We start from the raw sequence: 15,786 nt of genomic DNA on the forward strand, positions 1-15,786 counted from the left end.
AGAGCGATGTGAGGCTCGACCCGACATGCTTCTTCCGGCTCATCCCGTCACCTCCTTGTGTCGGTCCCGTGCGAGGCGCAGCTCGCGCTCGGGCGTCTTCTGGGACTTTTTCTGGAAGCCGTGCAGACGCCAACCGCGAACCCTCCCGCGCCAGCTACCTCGTGCAGCTCCAGGGCAAGTACTTCGCGCGCCTGGACCCTCCCTACCGTTAGGGCTCGTCGCCGACTATTTCGACGAGATAGCCAAACGGCGATCGATGGCGCGAGCGGTGACAACGGCAGGTTAGGCTCCGCCTTAGCCAAACGAAGCCGAGAACATGACTCCCAGACCCAGCGTGCTCCAATCCAGGTCCTGCCCGCTGACACGTTCCGGCACCGTTAGCACGATCAGCGTTCCGGCGACGCCGATGGACCAGTCGGGACTAACCCACCAGTGTTTGCCGACGTCGAAGTTGGCGCCCATGCCCCAGCGAAACTCTCCGAGGTCAACCCCCGACTGAATGAACCTGGCGCTCGCCAGGCCGAGATTGGCGGAGAGGAACACCTCCTGGCGTGTCACGAAATAGGTCACGCCAACTCCCATCATGAAAAAGGAGAACTCGGCGCCTTCGACTCTTGTGCTGCGTACGGCGTCGCCCGAGCTCCAGGGCTCTGCTAGCGCGAAGCCCGCGAGATGCCCGTGCAGCAACACGTCCGGAGCCACTGCGCCCCCGATGTCGAAGGAAAAAAAGCCGGTCGCGCCGCTCAGTGTGAGCGTATCGTCCAGCGCGTCGGTCTGGCTCGCCGCGGCGCCGCCAAACCCTCCGGCCAAGCGCAGGTAAAAGGAAACGTGGCGGCGACCTTGGCCACCGGGCGGCCCTAACGGAACCGCGCCAGGGCCGTAGTGTACGGAAGCCTGGCCTCCGTACGTCGCGCCAGGAGTCGGCCCGGGACCGGCGGCAACGCACTCGCCGCCTGCCCCGCACGCGTAGCCCGCCGGACAGGGCGGGTTACACGCGGAGATGCATTGCCCGCTGTGACAGACAAAGCCGCTCCGGCAGGCTGGGACACAGGTCGCCGGCAGGCCCGCCTGGGCTCCGGGGGGAGCCGGCACCGAGGCTGCCGGCGAGGCCGGCGGCGGATAGCCGCCGGGGGACGGCGAGATCTGAGCGCTGGCGGTGTGATCGGCGCCCGCGACCGCGATCAGGGTCAACGCGAGCACTCGGTTGCGCGACTTCCTGTTCATCTCGATGCTCTCCACATGCCCATTTCGCTCCTCCGTTATGGCAAGGTAGACCCCGGCCGCGTTCGGTCAACCGGCCGAGCGGCGGCGGCACCGAAACCTCAGTCCTGCAGGCCGAGCTGCCGCATGCGCACGGCCGCTTCGAAAAGGTAGTGGTAGCACTCCGCATGCTTCTTCGCTTGCGTCCAGTCTGAACCCCACACGTAGACGCCGTGTCGTCGAACCAAGACGGCATGCGCATCGGGATGGCGGCGGATGGCGTCGCGGATACGCCCCGTCAACTGGCGCTCGTGCGGAGCGTTATCGACGATCGGAACCACAAGCTCGTCATGATACCCGTGACCCTGAGTGCCTTTGATCATCTCCAGCCGGCTGCAGCGGAAGGCGGTCTCATGGAGCAGGGTCACGAGCAGCGCGTTCATCGCGTGGCTGTGCACCACGGCGCCCGCATCCCGAAGCGTGTACGCAGCCATGAAGAGCGGCGCACTCGCTCAGCCTGAGGCCCGGATCTGGCGGCGGCCGCAACACAAGGCCAGGTTCGTCGAGCTCGAAGACGTAGGGGACCACTGCATGTCCTTGACACCGGCCACTCTATCGATGCGAAGCGCATCCAGAGGGCATGATCGGCAACGGTCTCGACGTGGCGTTCTGCACGCTCGAGCGGCGCCTGCAGATCCCTGTAGTAGGCCCCATTCGGACTTCCGGGCCGTTGTGTTAGTGTCCTGCATCCGCGATTACGTACATAAGTCGGCGAGCAATTGGCGACGCTCGGATCATCGAATCGACGCAGGCTGCGGTCCAATTTCGATGCAGTGCAGCGCTGTTTCCAGGAGATAGCCAAACGGCGATCAATGGCGTGAGCGGTGTCAAGGGCCGGCGAATCATGTGCGGGATTTCGGATACAGGACATTAGGTGGTCTGTGGATGGTGGCGATTGGCAGTAGGTACAGCTTGCTGCTGGGCGGTGGGCTTGTGGTGGTTTGCGCCGTGCTCGGCCTCGCCTGGCAACAGGGAGCTGGGTCGGAATCCCGTCGTGGTGCATCGACCGCAGCGCCCGGGGCGCCGCCCCCCGGGGTCGTGCCGGCGCCCCCCCCCGAGCGGACGCTTCGCGCCCAAGCCTCGGGCCCGAATATTCTGCTCATAACGATCGACACCTTGCGAGCGGACCATCTGCCCGCCTACGGATACGCGCGCAAGACGAGCCCCTTTCTGAGTTCGCTGGCGGCCGGGGGGCAGCGGTTTGTTCACGCGTACGCGACCTCGGCCTGGACCGCGCCGAGCATGGCTTCGCTGCACACCTCACTCTACCCCGGGGTTCACGGGGTGACCACCGGCAGCGCCAAACGGGGCAGGGTGGTGCGGCAGCAGGTGCTTCCCAAGCAGCTGCCCCGGCTTGCGGCGCGACTGCGTAAGGTCGGCTACCGGACCTTCGGGGTCGTGGCAAATGGCCATCTCACTCGCCGTTTTGGCTTCGCGCGGGGGTTCAATTACTACCGCTGCGTGGGTTTCCGCCCGCTGCGCGCGGTCCGGCGTACGGTGCACGAGTGGCTGCCGAAGCTGCAGTCCGGGAGCAAGCCTTGGTTCCTCTGGCTGCACCTGTTCGATCCACACGCGGCCTACAACCGTCGTGAGCCGTTCTTCGCGCAGCATTGGCCCCCCGACCAGCGGCGCTTTCCCGAGCTTGCGCGACTGGACATCCGTCCGCTGCGCAAGCGCACGCTGACTCCGGAAAAGCTCGAGTATCTGAAGCTGCTCTATGATAGCGAGATCCACCACGCCGACCGCTTTGTCGCCTGGCTTTGGCAGCGCCTGCCAAACCCAGAGCAGGCGCTGACGATTGTCTCCTCGGACCATGGTGAGGAGTTCCATGACCATCTGGGCGAGCCGACGGCCTCCACGCGGGCCGGCCTGGGCCACGGCTGGACCCTGTACCAAGAGATGATCGCGATCCCTCTGATCATGCATTGGAAGGGAACGATTCCGCCCGGTCGGGTGGTGAACACTCCCGTGTCCATGCTGGACGTGATGCCCACCATCCTGCGCGCTGCCGGCGCGGGGATTCCGTTTGGTGTGCAGGGCCTCGTCCTGCCGCTGGCAAAGGATGAGCCGCCGCCTAAAGAGCGGCCACTATTCGCGGAGAACTCGAAGCACGGGGAGGTTCGGGCCGTGGTACAGGGGTCGATGAAGCTGATTCGCTATCCCAACACGCCAGCCCACAACGCGCTCTTCGAGCTCGCGACGGATCCGCAGGAGCATCGCAATATGCTTGCCCTACGGCCTCTGATGGCCAAGCAGCTTGGGGCGCTGCTGGATACTTATGAGGCCAGGCGCCGACCGCGCAGTGAGCCCGCGAACGTGCAGCTGAGCCCGGAGGAGCAGGCACGGCTCCGGGCCTTGGACTACCTGCAGTAACCGGCGCTCTGTGGAGACCGACCGCGGTTGCCGGCCCAGGATCGCCGTGGCCGAGCGCGGCGGTGGGCTTGCGAGCGCGTTGGCGCGGGTGGTGGAGACCGACCGCGGTTGCCGGCCCAGGATCGCCGTGGCCGAGCGCGGCGGTGGGCTTGCGAGCGCGTTGGCGCGGGTGGAGCGGCCGCAACGGTCCTTGTTGGGCGATGAAAAGTGCCCGAAGCGTACAGGGACAGCGGTGCTGTGCACGGCAAGGCTGGCGACGGAAAGATCCACAGCACGTAGCCAATCGTCTTGCTGTGGGTATCGGGATTGGCCGACACGAGAGAGCCATGCAGGCGACGGCGCATGCGCGGGTTACGCCTCGCTGACTGACGGTTCATGAAAGTGCAGGGTCCCGCTGTCGGCATCCAGCGTGACAGGCGAGCCCAGCGGCAGCTCGTGGTTGTCGTCCACGTGGCCGGCGGGAACACCCATCAGCGTGGGCTTGCCCAGCGAGCCCAGTCGTTCTCGCAGCACGTGCCGCACCCCTATACCGTCAGCTCCGGGCAGATCCTGGAAGGCGCCGATGGCCACCCCTGACACCTGGTCGAACCAACCCGCATGCAACAGGCTCGTGAGCATGCGGTCGACCCGGTAGGGACGCTCGCCGACGTCTTCCAGAAAAAGCACGCGGCCGGAAAGGGCCGGCGCGTAGGGGGTGCCGGCGAGCGCAGCCAGCAGCGCCAGATTTCCTCCGGCAAGCAGTCCCTCGGCTGCCCCTCCGCTCAAGGGCTCGAGGCCCCGAAACGGCTCGGGCGTCGCCCCCTCGATCGCTCGCATCCAACGTTGCACCTGTGCTTGGGGACAATGCCCGAGGCTGCACACCATGGGCCCGTGCAGCGAGCGCACGCCAGCTCGCGACCAGGCCACGTGCAGCGCCGTGAGATCGCTGAAACCCACCAGCAGCTTTGGCTGGCAGGCGATCGCGGCGGTGTCGAGCAGAGAAAGCAGCCGGGTACAACCGTAGCCACCACGTGCGGCTACGATGGCGCGCGCGTCCGGATCTTCGATCGCTCGCTGCAGCTCACCGGCGCGCCGGGCGTCCGTACCGGCGAAGTAGCCGCTGCGTTCGAAGATGCTCTGGTCGAAACGCACATCGTAGCGCTTGCGCAAGCGCCTGACGCCGGCGTGAAAGGCCTCGGCAGGGAAGGTTCCGGAGGGGGCGACTACGCGGATAACGCAGCCGGGTCGCACGGCTGGGGGCGCGAGCACGGGATGTCAGGCCCGTTTGGATTGGCGCTTGCGCAGCAGCATCATGATGGGATCGTAGAAGCGGTCGACCACGCGCTCCTTGATGGGAATGATGCCGTTATCGGTCAGGTTGATGGACTCCGGGCACACTTCCGCGCAGCATTTGGTGATGTTGCACATACCGGAGCCGAATTCGTTTTTGACTTGAGGAATGCGGTCGTCGCAGTCGAGAGGATGCATCTCCAGGTTGGCGAGATGGATCATGAAGCGCGGGCCCACAAAACGCTCTTTCTGATCATGATCGCGCAGCACGTGGCAGACGTCTTGGCACAAGAAGCATTCGATGCACTTGCGGAACTCCTGAATGCGCTCGACGTCTTGTTGTCGCATGCGGTAGTTGCCATCGGCGTCGCGTGGCTTGGGCTTCAGGGGCGGTATCCGCTTGAGCTGCTTGAAGTTCCACGACACGTCGCAGACCAGATCCTTGATAACGGGAAAGGTCTTGATGGGCTGGATGGTGATCGTTTCGCCGTCGGGGTAGTCGCTCAGGCGGTTCATGCAGGCGAGCCTTGGCTTGCCGTTGATCTCCATGCTGCAAGAGCCGCACTTGCCGGCCTTGCAGTTCCAGCGCACGGCCAGATCGGTGGCATGCTCGGCCTGCACGCGGTGCACGGCGTCAAGCACCACCATGCCCGTGTCCACCTCGATCTCATAGTTCTTGAACTGGCCGCCGCTGGAGTTACCCCGCCAGATCCGAAAACTGCGCTTGGTCCCCTGCATCAGCGGCATCTCCCATCATTCAACCCGCCCTCAGCGTGTCTGCCTGCGCCGGCCGCCCAGCGGCCAGCTCCTTGAAACAGCGTTGCCATTCCGGCGCCGCTTCTCCTCGCCAGACACGCCGACTCCGCGCTGAATGACGGAAGATGCCGCTGACGCAGGGGATTAGACATGACCGCCCTCCAGCTGGTCCAAGGTCGCGTGGGCGATCTTGGCGAGCTCCGGTGGAGCCTCGGGGCGCTCTTCTTTGCGCACGTCCATGCTGCCGTCGGGTTGTTTCCGGATCACGATGTTGTACTTGAGCCACTCGTCGCGCTCACCCTCGTAGTCGATCCGGCTATGCGCTCCGCGGCTTTCCCGGCGCATCAGGGCGGCACGGGTGACCGCCTCGGAGACCGTCAACAGGCTGCTCAGGTCGAGCGCCTCGTGCCAACCCGCGTTGAACTGGGGGGCGGCGTGGGCCTTTGCCGTCGCGGCCTCGACCCGCAGCTTGGCGAGCTCGTCGATCGCGGTCTCGAGCTCGTCCTCGATCCGCACGATCCCCACGTAACGTTGCATCATTTCCTGCAGCTTCTCGTGAACCACGAAGGGGTTGGCACCGGTTTCGCGGTTGAGTATGTCGGTCGCCTCGCGCTTGCTCCGCTCGATCTGCCCGGCGTCGGGCTGCGGGGTGCTGCCGAGCCGGTCCAGGTACTCTTTGGCGCCTACCCCGGCCAGGCGCCCGAAAACGATCAGGTCCGAGAGCGAATTGCCACCGAGACGGTTCGCGCCGTGCATGCCTGCCGACGCCTCCCCGCACGCGAACAGGCCGGGTACGCGGGTCATTTGGCTGTCGGCATCCACGCGGATGCCGCCCATGAAATAGTGTAGCGTCGGGCCGACTTCCATCGGCTCCTTGGTGATGTCGACGCCTGCCAGCTCCTTGAACTGGTGGTACATCGACGGGAGCTTGCGTTTGATGGCTTCGGCCGGCACCCGCGACGCGATGTCGAGGAAGGCGCCACCGTGTGGCGAGCCCCGTCCGGCAAGCACCTCCGCCCTGATCGAGCGAGCTACGACGTCGCGCGTAAGCAGCTCGGGCGGGCGCCGGGCATTCTTGTCGCCCGCGAGCCAGCGTGCCGCTTCTTCTTCGCTGTCAGCCGTTTCCGGAGCGAAGCGCTCCGGTATGTAGCCGAACATGAAGCGCTCGCCCTTGTTGTTCTTCAGGATGCCGCCGTCGCCGCGCACGCCTTCAGTGACCAAGGTGCCGCGCACCGAGGGGGGCCAGACCATACCTGTTGGGTGGAACTGCGTGAACTCGATGTCCATCAATTCGGCGCCCACGTCATAGGCCAGCGCGTAGCCATCCCCCGAGTATTCCCATGAGTTCGACGTTACCCGCCAGCAGCGTCCGGCACCACCCGTGGCCATGATGATCGCCCTGGCCTTGAACAGCACGAAGCGGCCGTGCTCGCGCCACAGGCCGAGGGCGCCTGCGATGCGCTCGCCATCCGTGAGGAGCCCGAGGATCTTGCACTCCATGTGCGCGTGCATGCCCTGGTGCACTCCGTAGTGCTGCAGCGTCCGGATCAGCTCGAGCCCGGTGCGGTCACCTACGTGCGCCAGGCGCGGGAAACGGTGCCCCCCGAAGTTGCGCTGGCTGATGAGACCATCCTCGGTGCGGTCGAACACCGCACCCCACTCCTCGAGCTCGCGCACGCGATCCGGGGCCTCCTTGGCGTGCAGCTCCGCCATGCGCCAGACGTTGAGAAATTTGCCTCCACGCATCGTGTCGCGGAAGTGGATCTTCCAGTTGTCGCGCCGATCGGTATTGCCCAAGGCCGCGGCCATGCCCCCTTCCGCCATCACGGTGTGGGCCTTGCCCAGGAGCGACTTGGAGACCAGCCCGGTGTCGAGGCCGAGCTTGGAGCACTCGATCGCGGCGCGCAGGCCCGCGCCGCCCGCGCCGATGACGAGCACGTCGTGCTCGAAGGTCTGTAGCTCCGCTGCATCGCTCATGGGGTCAATCCCAGCTGTTGAGGTCGGCCAGGTATCCCATGGAGACCAAGCGCACGTACAGATCCGTCAAACCGACCCATACCATGCTGACCAGGGCCCACTGCGCGTGATTCGCGTTCAGCTGGGACACCTTTTCCCAAAGCCGAAAGCGCGTCTTGCCGGACCCGCTGCTCGAGTAGCTGTCGAGCCGGCCGCCGACCAGGTGGCGAAAGCAATGGCAGCCGCAGGTGTAGCCCGTGATCAGCGTGGCGTTGATCAGCAGCACGAAGCAGCCGACCCCAACGCCGAACTCTCCGTAGCGGAAGAACGAAACGAACGCATCGTAGTAGAGAACCACCGGATACAGCAGCGTGGGATACAGCACGTATCGGTGCAGGTTCATGAAGAGCAACAGACCCGTCTCGCCGTCGTAGCGGGACTGGCCGATGCCTCCGACCGCACATGCGGGAGGGGTGGCGGCAAACGAGCGGTAGATCGCCTTGCGGTAGTAGTAGCAGGTGGCGCGAAACGCGGCCGGGAAGAACAGGATCAGCAGGGCCGGCGATGCCGGCAGGAAGCTCGGCCACCACGATGGCCAGGTTCCGAGCCAGGCATGGTCTGCGGGCGCGGCACCCGGTACGCCGATCTTGGTGAAGAGCACGGGCGAGTAGAAGGGCGACAGGTAGGACCCGTGGAAATAGTGATCGCCCTGCAGCGCCGCCCAGGTGGTGTACACCACGAACCCCGAAAACAGGCAAACGAACGCGGCCGGTCCGCTCCACCAGCTGTCCCTGCGTTCGGTGGCCCGGAAGCCCTCACGGTGACCACCGATCCCGATCTGAACGAGCTCGGACATCGAAAACGAGACCTCCTTGTGGAACTTGTGGAACCTGTCGAACTTGTCGAACCTGCCGAGCGGCGCGGGGCGTTCCGCGCCCCCAGTACGCGGCGTGTACCGCCGCACGCGGTGTCTACGCGCGCCGCTGGCCCGAACAAGCAGCCGCGCTCCTTTAGCACGATTGACCTTCGGGTCCAAGGGTGCAACCGGCCTCCCGGCCTCGGTTGCTCGGTCCCGGGGCGAGGGACTCGGGCACGGCATAGACGGGATCGGCTAGGCAGCAAGGGCCGTGGGATCGGCTAGACGGCAAGGGCCGCGGGATCGAGGTAGTCGACCAGCTCTCCTCGCGGGGTACGCAGCGTGGTGCGGCCGGGCGCGCGGGCAACGATGTATTCGGGCCCGACCGGTACCTTGCCTCGACCTCCAGGCGTGTCGACGATGAGCTTTGGAAGCGCGATGCCGCTCAGGCGGCCTTGCAGCTCGGACATGATCTCGATGCCGCGCGCAAGCGGAGTGCGCAGGTGACCGCTGCCGCGCACCGGGTCCATCTGCAGCAGGTAGTAGGGCCGAACCCGTGATCGCACCAGGCCGCGGAACAGCGCCGCCAGGGTGGGGGCATCGTCGTTGACGCCGCGCAGCAGCACGGTCTGGTTCATCACCGGCAGGCCATGATCGCAAAGCATGGCGCACGCCTCGCGCGCCTCGGCAGTCAGTTCGCGGGGATGGTTGAAGTGCGTCATGATCCAGGTTGCAGGGTGCCTGCGCAGGCTCTGGCATAGTCGGGGGGTCACGCGCTGAGGCAGCGTGACCGGCGTGCGGGTGGCCATGCGCACGAACAGTACCGAGTCTATGGCTGCCAGCTGGTCCAGCAGCTCGGCCAACCGGCTGCTCGACATCACCAGGGGATCGCCTCCCGATACGATCACGTCCTGGATTTCGGGGTGAGCCCGCAGGTACGCGAAGGCCGGCGCCAGCTTGGCGAGCGAACGCGTGCCTCCACCGCCTCCCACCATGCGCGAACGGGTGCAAAAGCGGCAGTACACGGCGCATCGATCGGTGGCCAACAGCAGCGCCCGATCGGGGTAGCGCTGGATCAGGTTGGGTGCGACCTCGTGGGCCCGCTCGCCCAACGGGTCCTCCAGATCGCCTGCCATCGCGTTGGCCTCGTCGATCCTCGGCACGCATTGCAGCCGGATCGGGCAGCCAGGATCCGTGCGGTCGCACAGCGCCAGGTAGTAGGGTGTGACCGCCAGGGGAAAGCCGCCCGCTAGCGCGCGCTGCGCACCTAGACGCTCCGGTTGCGAGAGATCCAGTCGCGATTCGAGCTGCTCCACGCTGCACACCGCGTGGCGCAGCTGCCATCTCCAGTCCGACCAACCGTCAGCCTTTTGGCTGTGCAGCTCCTTGGGTCCGTGGGCCGAAGCCATTCTTTGCTTGTACCTCGAATTCGGGGTTGCGCGTGCGGTAGTGTGGGAGCTATGGTCCCATCCCTTCACGATCCGGTGTTTTTCTGCCACAAGAAAATTGCATGTGAACCTCTTGCGCATGACGGTATACGAATGGTAGTGTCATGGCACAGATGATACGGCTGGACTCCGATCGAGGGTGTTATCGAGGCTATTGAGGCGCGCCATGGGACTCAACCAAATCCATGCCCGGCGGGACCGCGTCAGCCAGACGCTGCAGCCTTATCTGGGATCGACCTTGGCTAGGGAGCGGGCCAACAACATCGCACAGGCCATGGTGCTTGGCAGCGACGACGCCGCGGAGGTTGCACGGGTCATGCTCTCGCGCTGCCCGGTCCCGGACGTTGGTGCGGTGGCGGAGGAAGTAGGCCGCGCCTGGCGCATGGGGGAATACCGCGACCAGCACTGAGCGGGGGCCCTTAGGGCCCGCGGAAGAATAACTCATCCATTTCGCCGGTTCTGACCACCGCCGGCTATGTTGCTCCTCGTCGAAGTATCCCCAATACTCCTCGTCGTCGCGCCTCGCCAGCGGCGCCCAGTCCTCACCGAAACACCCGAGTTATTCTTCCGCGGGCCCTTATCGTCGAGGATTCGGCGATGCCGGATCGCTGCAGCGTTGTTGACTCGGCGGTGAAGATCGGCAAGCTTTTTGGAATGACGGCGAGACGGGCGCTGCTTGTGGCCTCCCTGTGCTTTGCATGGGTCGCGCTCGCAGAGCCCGCACAGGCGGACGAGGCGGAGGTTCATTACAGGCTTGCCCTCTCCCACAAGCGCGAAGGCCGGCTCGGCGCCGCCATCCAAGAGGCCCGGACCGCCCTCGGGCTGCGACCCGCGCACGCAGCAGCCCGTTTCACGCTGGGATCGTTGCTTCGGAGGACCGGGGACCTTGAAGCCGCGCTCGGCGAGTTCAAGAAGGTGATCGGGCAGTCTCCGGGTCATGCTCCTGCGTACGCGCTCGCCGGTGCGGTGGCGCTGCGGCTCAAGCGCCACACCGAGGCTCGATCGTTGCTTGAGCAGGCCATCGTGCTCGACCCCGTCGACGCCTCGAGCGTGGCCAACCTCGGCTCCCTCCTGGCCCGAACCGGTAAGTCGGCCGAAGCGATTGATCTGCTGCGCGCAGCCCTCGAACGCATCCCGAACGACGCTGGCCTGCACAACAACCTGGGTGTGGCCCTGCGCCGCCAGCGCCGCTACGACGAGGCAGTGGTGGCGTTGCAGCGCGCCGTGGATCTGCAGCCCGATTCGGATCGATTCCTGTTGAATCTCGCGGTTTCGCTGCGTGGTGGCGAGCAGTTCGCGCGTGCGGTGCCCGCTTACGTCAGGCTGCTCGCACGCAGACCCGCCCACAAGGGCGCCCTGTACGATCTCGCGGCGTGCTACGAGCGACTCGGCAGAACGACCGAGGCCATCGACACCTACCGCAAGTACATCCGGGTGGTGCGAGGCTCGGATCCGGCCGCGGTAGCACGGGTGGGCGAGCGCGTGCGCGAGCTGCAGCGCCGCAGCAAGCCGTAGGGTCCGAAGCGCGAGGGCTACGTCTTCCGTTCCGCGACACCCGGTTCGATTGTGCTATTGCGTTGGCCATGGGCGACTCGCGAGCATCGTGCGCGGCCGAGGGGCTTGTTGGCGAGCTGGCCTGGAGAGGCCTGCTGCACCAGCATACCGGGGGCCACGAGTTCGCCCGGCACCTGGAGACGCCGGGCAGGGTGGGCTACTGCGGTTTCGACCCGACCAAGGACAGCCTGACGGTCGGCAACCTGGTTCCCATCATGCTCCTAAGGCACTGGCAGCGAGCCGGCCACAAGCCGATCGTGCTGCTCGGAGGGGGCACGGGGCTGATCGGGGACCCGTCCGGAAAGGACAGCGAACGCCAGCTCTTGAGCCGCGGCCAGGTCGAGGCCAACGCCGCTGCGCAACGCCGCATCCTGGAGCGCTTGCTCGACTTCTCTCCCCAGCTGCCGAACGCGGCCGTGCTGGTCGACAACGCCGACTGGCTCGAGAGCCTGACCTTTGTCGAGGTGCTGCGCGACATCGGAAAGCACTTCTCGGTCAACGCCATGATCCAGAAGGACTCGGTGCGTGAGAGGCTGCGCAACCGCGAGCAGGGAATCAGCTACACCGAGTTCAGCTACATGCTGCTTCAAGCATACGATTTCTGGCACCTGTATCGAACGCAGAGCTGCACGGTCCAAATGGCAGCCTCGGATCAGTACGGCAATATCGTGTCGGGTATCGACACGATTCACCGCAAGGTCGGGCGTGGGCCCGGCGGAGGCGACCGCGCTTTCGCTTTGACCGCGCCGCTCCTGACTGCTGCTGACGGCAAGAAGATGGGCAAGAGCGGCAACAACGCGATCTTCCTGTCCGCGGCACACACGAGCCCCTACGCGTTCTATCAGTTCTGGCTCAACGCGGACGACGCCGACGTAGTGGGCTTGCTTAAGTGGTTCACGATGTTGGGCAAGGCCGAGATCGAGCAGATCGCCCGGCAGCAGCAAGCGCGGCCCCACGAGCGAATGGCGCAGCGCACCTTGGCTCGCGAGCTCACGACGTTGGTGCACGGTGAGGACGAGCTCCGCAAAGCCGAAGCCGCCAGCCAAGCGCTCTTCGGTGCCGACCTGCGCGAGCTGAGCGAGCAAATGCTGCAAGACGTATTCGCCGACGTGCCGCACTCGAGCCACGAGGCGTCGTTGCTGCAAGCTGGCGTGCGCTTGGTGGATCTGCTGCCACGGACCTCCCTGGTCAGGTCCAAACGCGAGGCGCGCCAGTTCTTGGACGGCGGGGCGATCGCGATCAATGGCACCCGCGCGGAGCCTGGCCACGTGCTGACCTCGAGCGATCTGCTGCACGCGCACACGATCCTGCTCCGGCGCGGCAAGAAGCACTGGCACGCAACCCGCTGGACGTAGGGGCGCTCTTCGGACCGGAAGCTCCCGTTGAGCACTCTTGCAGGTGTTCTTGGAGTGAACGGCAGTGAGCAGGGTGCACTGGCGCCGGGTCGGCCCGGTGGCCGGGACGTTTTGCGGGGTCGGCCGGCGTGCACGATGTGCGCGCGGCAATCAAGCCCACGAGCTGAGCCCAGGCGCGCACGCACGCCGGCCTCGACGCGCGCGCCAACCCGGCGAGTGAGCTTGGATGCGGGTTGGCACGCGCTACGCCCCCGCAAAACGTCCCGGCCACCGGGCCTGCATGTTTGGCATCGTCTGGAATCCGACCACGGGATTCGCCCGCTGTCCGAGGTTGCCAGATGCGGCCGTCGAGCCTACGACTCGTGGGGACTAGGGCGGAACGAAGCGCGCGTGCTTCCTTTCGGCCAGACTCCGGAGGAGGGAAGCGATGCGCTCAGGGATGGCTGCTGTTTTTCTTGCGATCCTGCTCGCAGCGTTTGCTGGCTGCAGCAGGAGCCACCTGCATGGGCGCGCCCCCGATGCTAGCGCGCCCGATGGTGCATCCTCTGACGCATGTGTGCCCGAGAGCGAGAAGTGCAACGCGGTCGACGACGACTGCGACGGGATGGTCGACGAAGTGCTGAGCCGGGCGTGCGGCAGCGCTACAGGCGCATGCAAGGCCGGCAGCGAGGTGTGCATGGCCGGCGTGTGACAAGGCTGCAGCGCGGTAGGCCCAGCCGCTGAACGCTGCAACGGGGTGGACGACGATTGCGACGGGATGGTCGACGAAGCGCTGAACCAAGCCTGCGGCAGCGTGGTGGGCGCGTGTGAAGCCGGCAGCGAAATGTGCGCGGCGGGCGCCTGGGAGCGCTGCAGCGCTATCGGACCCGCGCTCGAGGCCTGCGATGGTCTACTCGACGAGGACTGCGATGGAGCTGTGGACGAAGGGTGCGAATGCGTGACGGGAACCACGCGCGCGTGCGGTTCGAACATTGGTGCGTGCAAGGCCGGCATCCAAAACTGCGAAACCGGCGCATGGGCTTCGTGTACGGGCTCGCGTACCCCGAGCCTGGAGCGCTGCAACGCGATGGACGACGACTGCGACGGCAGCGTGGACGAGTCGCTCACCCGGCCCTGCGGCATGGACGCGGGCGCATGCAAGGCGGGCAGCGAGACGTGCGTGACCGGCAGGTGGCAGGACTGCAGCGCCGTGGGCCCGGCCGCCGAACGCTGCAACGGGGTGGACGACGACTGCGACGCCAGGACCGACGAGTCGCTCGCCCGGCCCTGCGGCAGCAACGTGGGCGTCTGCACGCCAGGCATCGAGAGCTGCGCGTCCGGCGCGTGGCAAGGCTGCACGGGCATCGAGCCCGGTGTGGAGCGCTGCAACGGGATGGATGACGACTGCGACGGCTCGGTGGACGAGGGTCTTCACTGCGGGCCGCCCTGCGAAGAGGGCATCTCGGCGGGCTGGGGCCACACCTGCGCGCGTCTCGAGACAGGCGAGGTCCGCTGCTGGGGCCGGAACCATGTGGGTCAGCTCGGTGATGGCACCGAAATGGCGAGCAGCGAGCCGGTCAGCGCCCTGGTCACGAGCGCGCTCGACGTTGCGGCCGGCGCCAACGGGACCTGCGCCCCCATCCAGACGGGCGAGCTCCTGTGCTGGGGCGACGACACCTTTGGCCAGATGGCCGGTGCCAGGCCCGCGCTCGTCCAAGGCGTGAGGAACGCGGCCGCGCTCAGCTTGGCGGTCACCCACATCTGCGCGAGCCTCGCCAGCGGCCAGGTCATGTGCTGGGGCGACAACCGCGGTGGCGAGCTTGGCAACGGCACCTTCGCCTTGGTTCCCCAGCCGCCCGTGTTCGTCACCGGTATCCGCGACGCAACGGGCGTGGCAGTGAAGCTCGGCGCCAGCTGCGCCCTCCGGCGCACGGGCGAGGTGCTCTGTTGGGGCATCAACAACGCCGGCCACTTGGGCATCGGCAGCCTAGATGGCACCACCACGCCGCTGCCGATCCTGCACGTCGCCGCTGCCGTCCAGATCAGCGCGGGGATCCACCACACCTGCGCGCGCTTGCAAAACGGGCAGGTGAAGTGCTGGGGCCACAACGAGTTTGGCGAGCTCGGCGATGGGACGCGGACCGTAGCCGGGTGTCCGTGATCGTGACCAAGCTCGGGTACGCCGTCGAGATCAGTGCTGGCGAGAGGCACACCTGCGCGCGCTTGCGTAGCGGCCAGGTGCGGTGTTGGGGTCGCAACGAGTTTGGCCAGCTCGGCGATGGCTCGACGCTGGACAAGTCAACGCCGGTGGCCGTTGCTGGGGTCACCGATGCGGTCGAGATCGCCGCCGGTGGCGGCCACAGCTGCGCGCGGCTGAGCACCGGTGAGCTCACCTGCTGGGGTTTCAACCGCTCGGGGCAGCTCGGTGACGGGACCACGATGGACAGCGCAACGCCAGTCCTGGTCAAGGGTCTGCGACTGCCCGCGTGCCGCCCACGGAGAGCGACCGGCCGTCTGGTACCCTCGCACGACCAGGATCGTGCTCGACTACTGCTGGTCCGACCCCGGCGTCCGATGCTCGGTCAGGAACCCGCCTGGGACCGGCCCTGCTCTTGTGACCAAGCGGGTGGACCTGACTCCACTAGGCGGTGGCACGACCGCCAATGCGCCGCTCGATGTGAAATGCACGCCGAACCAGCTCTTCTGGCTCAGCATCAACGTGCTACCTGAGGAGACAGTCGGCAATGACATCTATTCGCTGTTCTACTCGGTCGAAGCGGTCGACGACGGCTTCCGCTATTCGAACGGCAGCGGGGCCGGCGAGTGGCCAGCTGGGGGGCAGCCCACCAACCCGTAGGCGAACCGGCTGCTCCCTGGACGCGGTCGCGACCTTGCTGGCAGCGAGAGCTTGCGTCAAAGCAGGCCGGAGAAGTTGGTCAGCCTGGTCGACGCCGTTCAGGAGCATCTGCCCGACGGTATG

General features: G+C 66.3%; 16 protein-coding genes. 9 read left to right on the forward strand and 7 right to left on the reverse strand.

What is annotated here, in order from left to right:
- Positions 1 to 212 (forward strand): hypothetical protein (locus MJD61_03280; GenBank protein MCG8554297.1); only part of this gene is annotated, 212 nt, incomplete at its 5' end.
- An 82-nt stretch (positions 213 to 294) separates the two neighbouring features.
- Here the strand turns inward: MJD61_03280 and MJD61_03285 are convergent.
- Positions 295 to 1,224 (reverse strand): hypothetical protein, encoded by a 930-nt coding sequence (locus tag MJD61_03285; GenBank protein ID MCG8554298.1) that lies wholly within the window; start codon positions 1,222 to 1,224, stop codon positions 295 to 297.
- A 98-nt stretch (positions 1,225 to 1,322) separates the two neighbouring features.
- Positions 1,323 to 1,694 carry a class II aldolase/adducin family protein gene (locus MJD61_03290; GenBank protein MCG8554299.1) on the reverse strand — a complete coding sequence of 124 codons (372 nt, stop codon included), beginning with the start codon at positions 1,692 to 1,694 and terminating at the stop codon, positions 1,323 to 1,325.
- A 451-nt stretch (positions 1,695 to 2,145) separates the two neighbouring features.
- Here MJD61_03290 and MJD61_03295 point away from each other — a divergent pair, with 451 nt between their 5' ends.
- Positions 2,146 to 3,633: a sulfatase gene (locus MJD61_03295; protein ID MCG8554300.1), complete on the forward strand. Its 1,488-nt coding sequence runs from the start codon at positions 2,146 to 2,148 to the stop codon at positions 3,631 to 3,633.
- Positions 3,634 to 3,984: 351 nt separating this feature from the next.
- Here the strand turns inward: MJD61_03295 and MJD61_03300 are convergent, their stop codons facing one another.
- From MJD61_03300 to MJD61_03320, 5 genes are all read right to left on the reverse strand, one after another.
- Positions 3,985 to 4,881 (reverse strand): LD-carboxypeptidase, encoded by an 897-nt coding sequence (locus MJD61_03300; protein MCG8554301.1) that lies wholly within the window; start codon positions 4,879 to 4,881, stop codon positions 3,985 to 3,987.
- Between the two features lie 6 nt (positions 4,882 to 4,887).
- On the reverse strand, positions 4,888 to 5,649 hold the full coding sequence (locus tag MJD61_03305; protein ID MCG8554302.1) for a succinate dehydrogenase/fumarate reductase iron-sulfur subunit: 762 nt from the start codon (positions 5,647 to 5,649) through the stop codon (positions 4,888 to 4,890).
- Positions 5,650 to 5,802: 153 nt separating this feature from the next.
- Positions 5,803 to 7,635: a fumarate reductase/succinate dehydrogenase flavoprotein subunit gene (locus tag MJD61_03310; protein MCG8554303.1), complete on the reverse strand. Its 1,833-nt coding sequence runs from the start codon at positions 7,633 to 7,635 to the stop codon at positions 5,803 to 5,805.
- Positions 7,636 to 7,639: 4 nt separating this feature from the next.
- The gene (locus MJD61_03315; protein ID MCG8554304.1) at positions 7,640 to 8,578 is read right to left on the reverse strand and encodes a succinate dehydrogenase; all 939 of its coding nucleotides are present in this window, start codon (positions 8,576 to 8,578) and stop codon (positions 7,640 to 7,642) included.
- A gap of 173 nt (positions 8,579 to 8,751) precedes the next feature.
- Positions 8,752 to 9,879 carry a KamA family radical SAM protein gene (locus MJD61_03320; GenBank protein MCG8554305.1) on the reverse strand — a complete coding sequence of 376 codons (1,128 nt, stop codon included), beginning with the start codon at positions 9,877 to 9,879 and terminating at the stop codon, positions 8,752 to 8,754.
- A 205-nt stretch (positions 9,880 to 10,084) separates the two neighbouring features.
- Between MJD61_03320 and MJD61_03325 the strand changes: the two genes are divergently transcribed.
- The 7 genes from MJD61_03325 to MJD61_03355 all read left to right on the forward strand — a co-directional run bounded on the left by MJD61_03325 (position 10,085) and on the right by MJD61_03355 (position 15,663).
- Positions 10,085 to 10,327 carry a hypothetical protein gene (locus MJD61_03325; protein MCG8554306.1) on the forward strand — a complete coding sequence of 81 codons (243 nt, stop codon included), beginning with the start codon at positions 10,085 to 10,087 and terminating at the stop codon, positions 10,325 to 10,327.
- Between the two features lie 188 nt (positions 10,328 to 10,515).
- Entirely contained in the window at positions 10,516 to 11,433 is a 918-nt protein-coding gene (locus MJD61_03330; GenBank protein MCG8554307.1) for a tetratricopeptide repeat protein, read from the forward strand.
- A 68-nt stretch (positions 11,434 to 11,501) separates the two neighbouring features.
- Positions 11,502 to 12,827 (forward strand): tyrosine--tRNA ligase, encoded by a 1,326-nt coding sequence (gene tyrS / locus MJD61_03335; protein ID MCG8554308.1) that lies wholly within the window; start codon positions 11,502 to 11,504, stop codon positions 12,825 to 12,827.
- A gap of 427 nt (positions 12,828 to 13,254) precedes the next feature.
- Complete coding sequence (locus MJD61_03340) at positions 13,255 to 13,518, forward strand: hypothetical protein (protein ID MCG8554309.1); 264 nt, start codon at positions 13,255 to 13,257, stop codon at positions 13,516 to 13,518.
- Positions 13,519 to 13,563: 45 nt separating this feature from the next.
- Positions 13,564 to 14,967, forward strand: coding sequence for a hypothetical protein (locus tag MJD61_03345; GenBank protein ID MCG8554310.1), 1,404 nt, complete (start codon positions 13,564 to 13,566; stop codon positions 14,965 to 14,967).
- A gap of 2 nt (positions 14,968 to 14,969) precedes the next feature.
- Entirely contained in the window at positions 14,970 to 15,536 is a 567-nt protein-coding gene (locus MJD61_03350) for a hypothetical protein (protein MCG8554311.1), read from the forward strand.
- The gene (locus tag MJD61_03355) at positions 15,421 to 15,663 is read left to right on the forward strand and encodes a hypothetical protein (protein MCG8554312.1); all 243 of its coding nucleotides are present in this window, start codon (positions 15,421 to 15,423) and stop codon (positions 15,661 to 15,663) included. The genes MJD61_03350 and MJD61_03355 overlap by 116 nt, the downstream gene beginning before the upstream one ends.
- Positions 15,664 to 15,786 lie beyond the last annotated feature (123 nt).

The sequence above is a fragment of the Pseudomonadota bacterium genome (assembly GCA_022361155.1).
Lineage (GTDB): Bacteria > Myxococcota_A > Polyangia > Polyangiales > JAKSBK01 > JAKSBK01.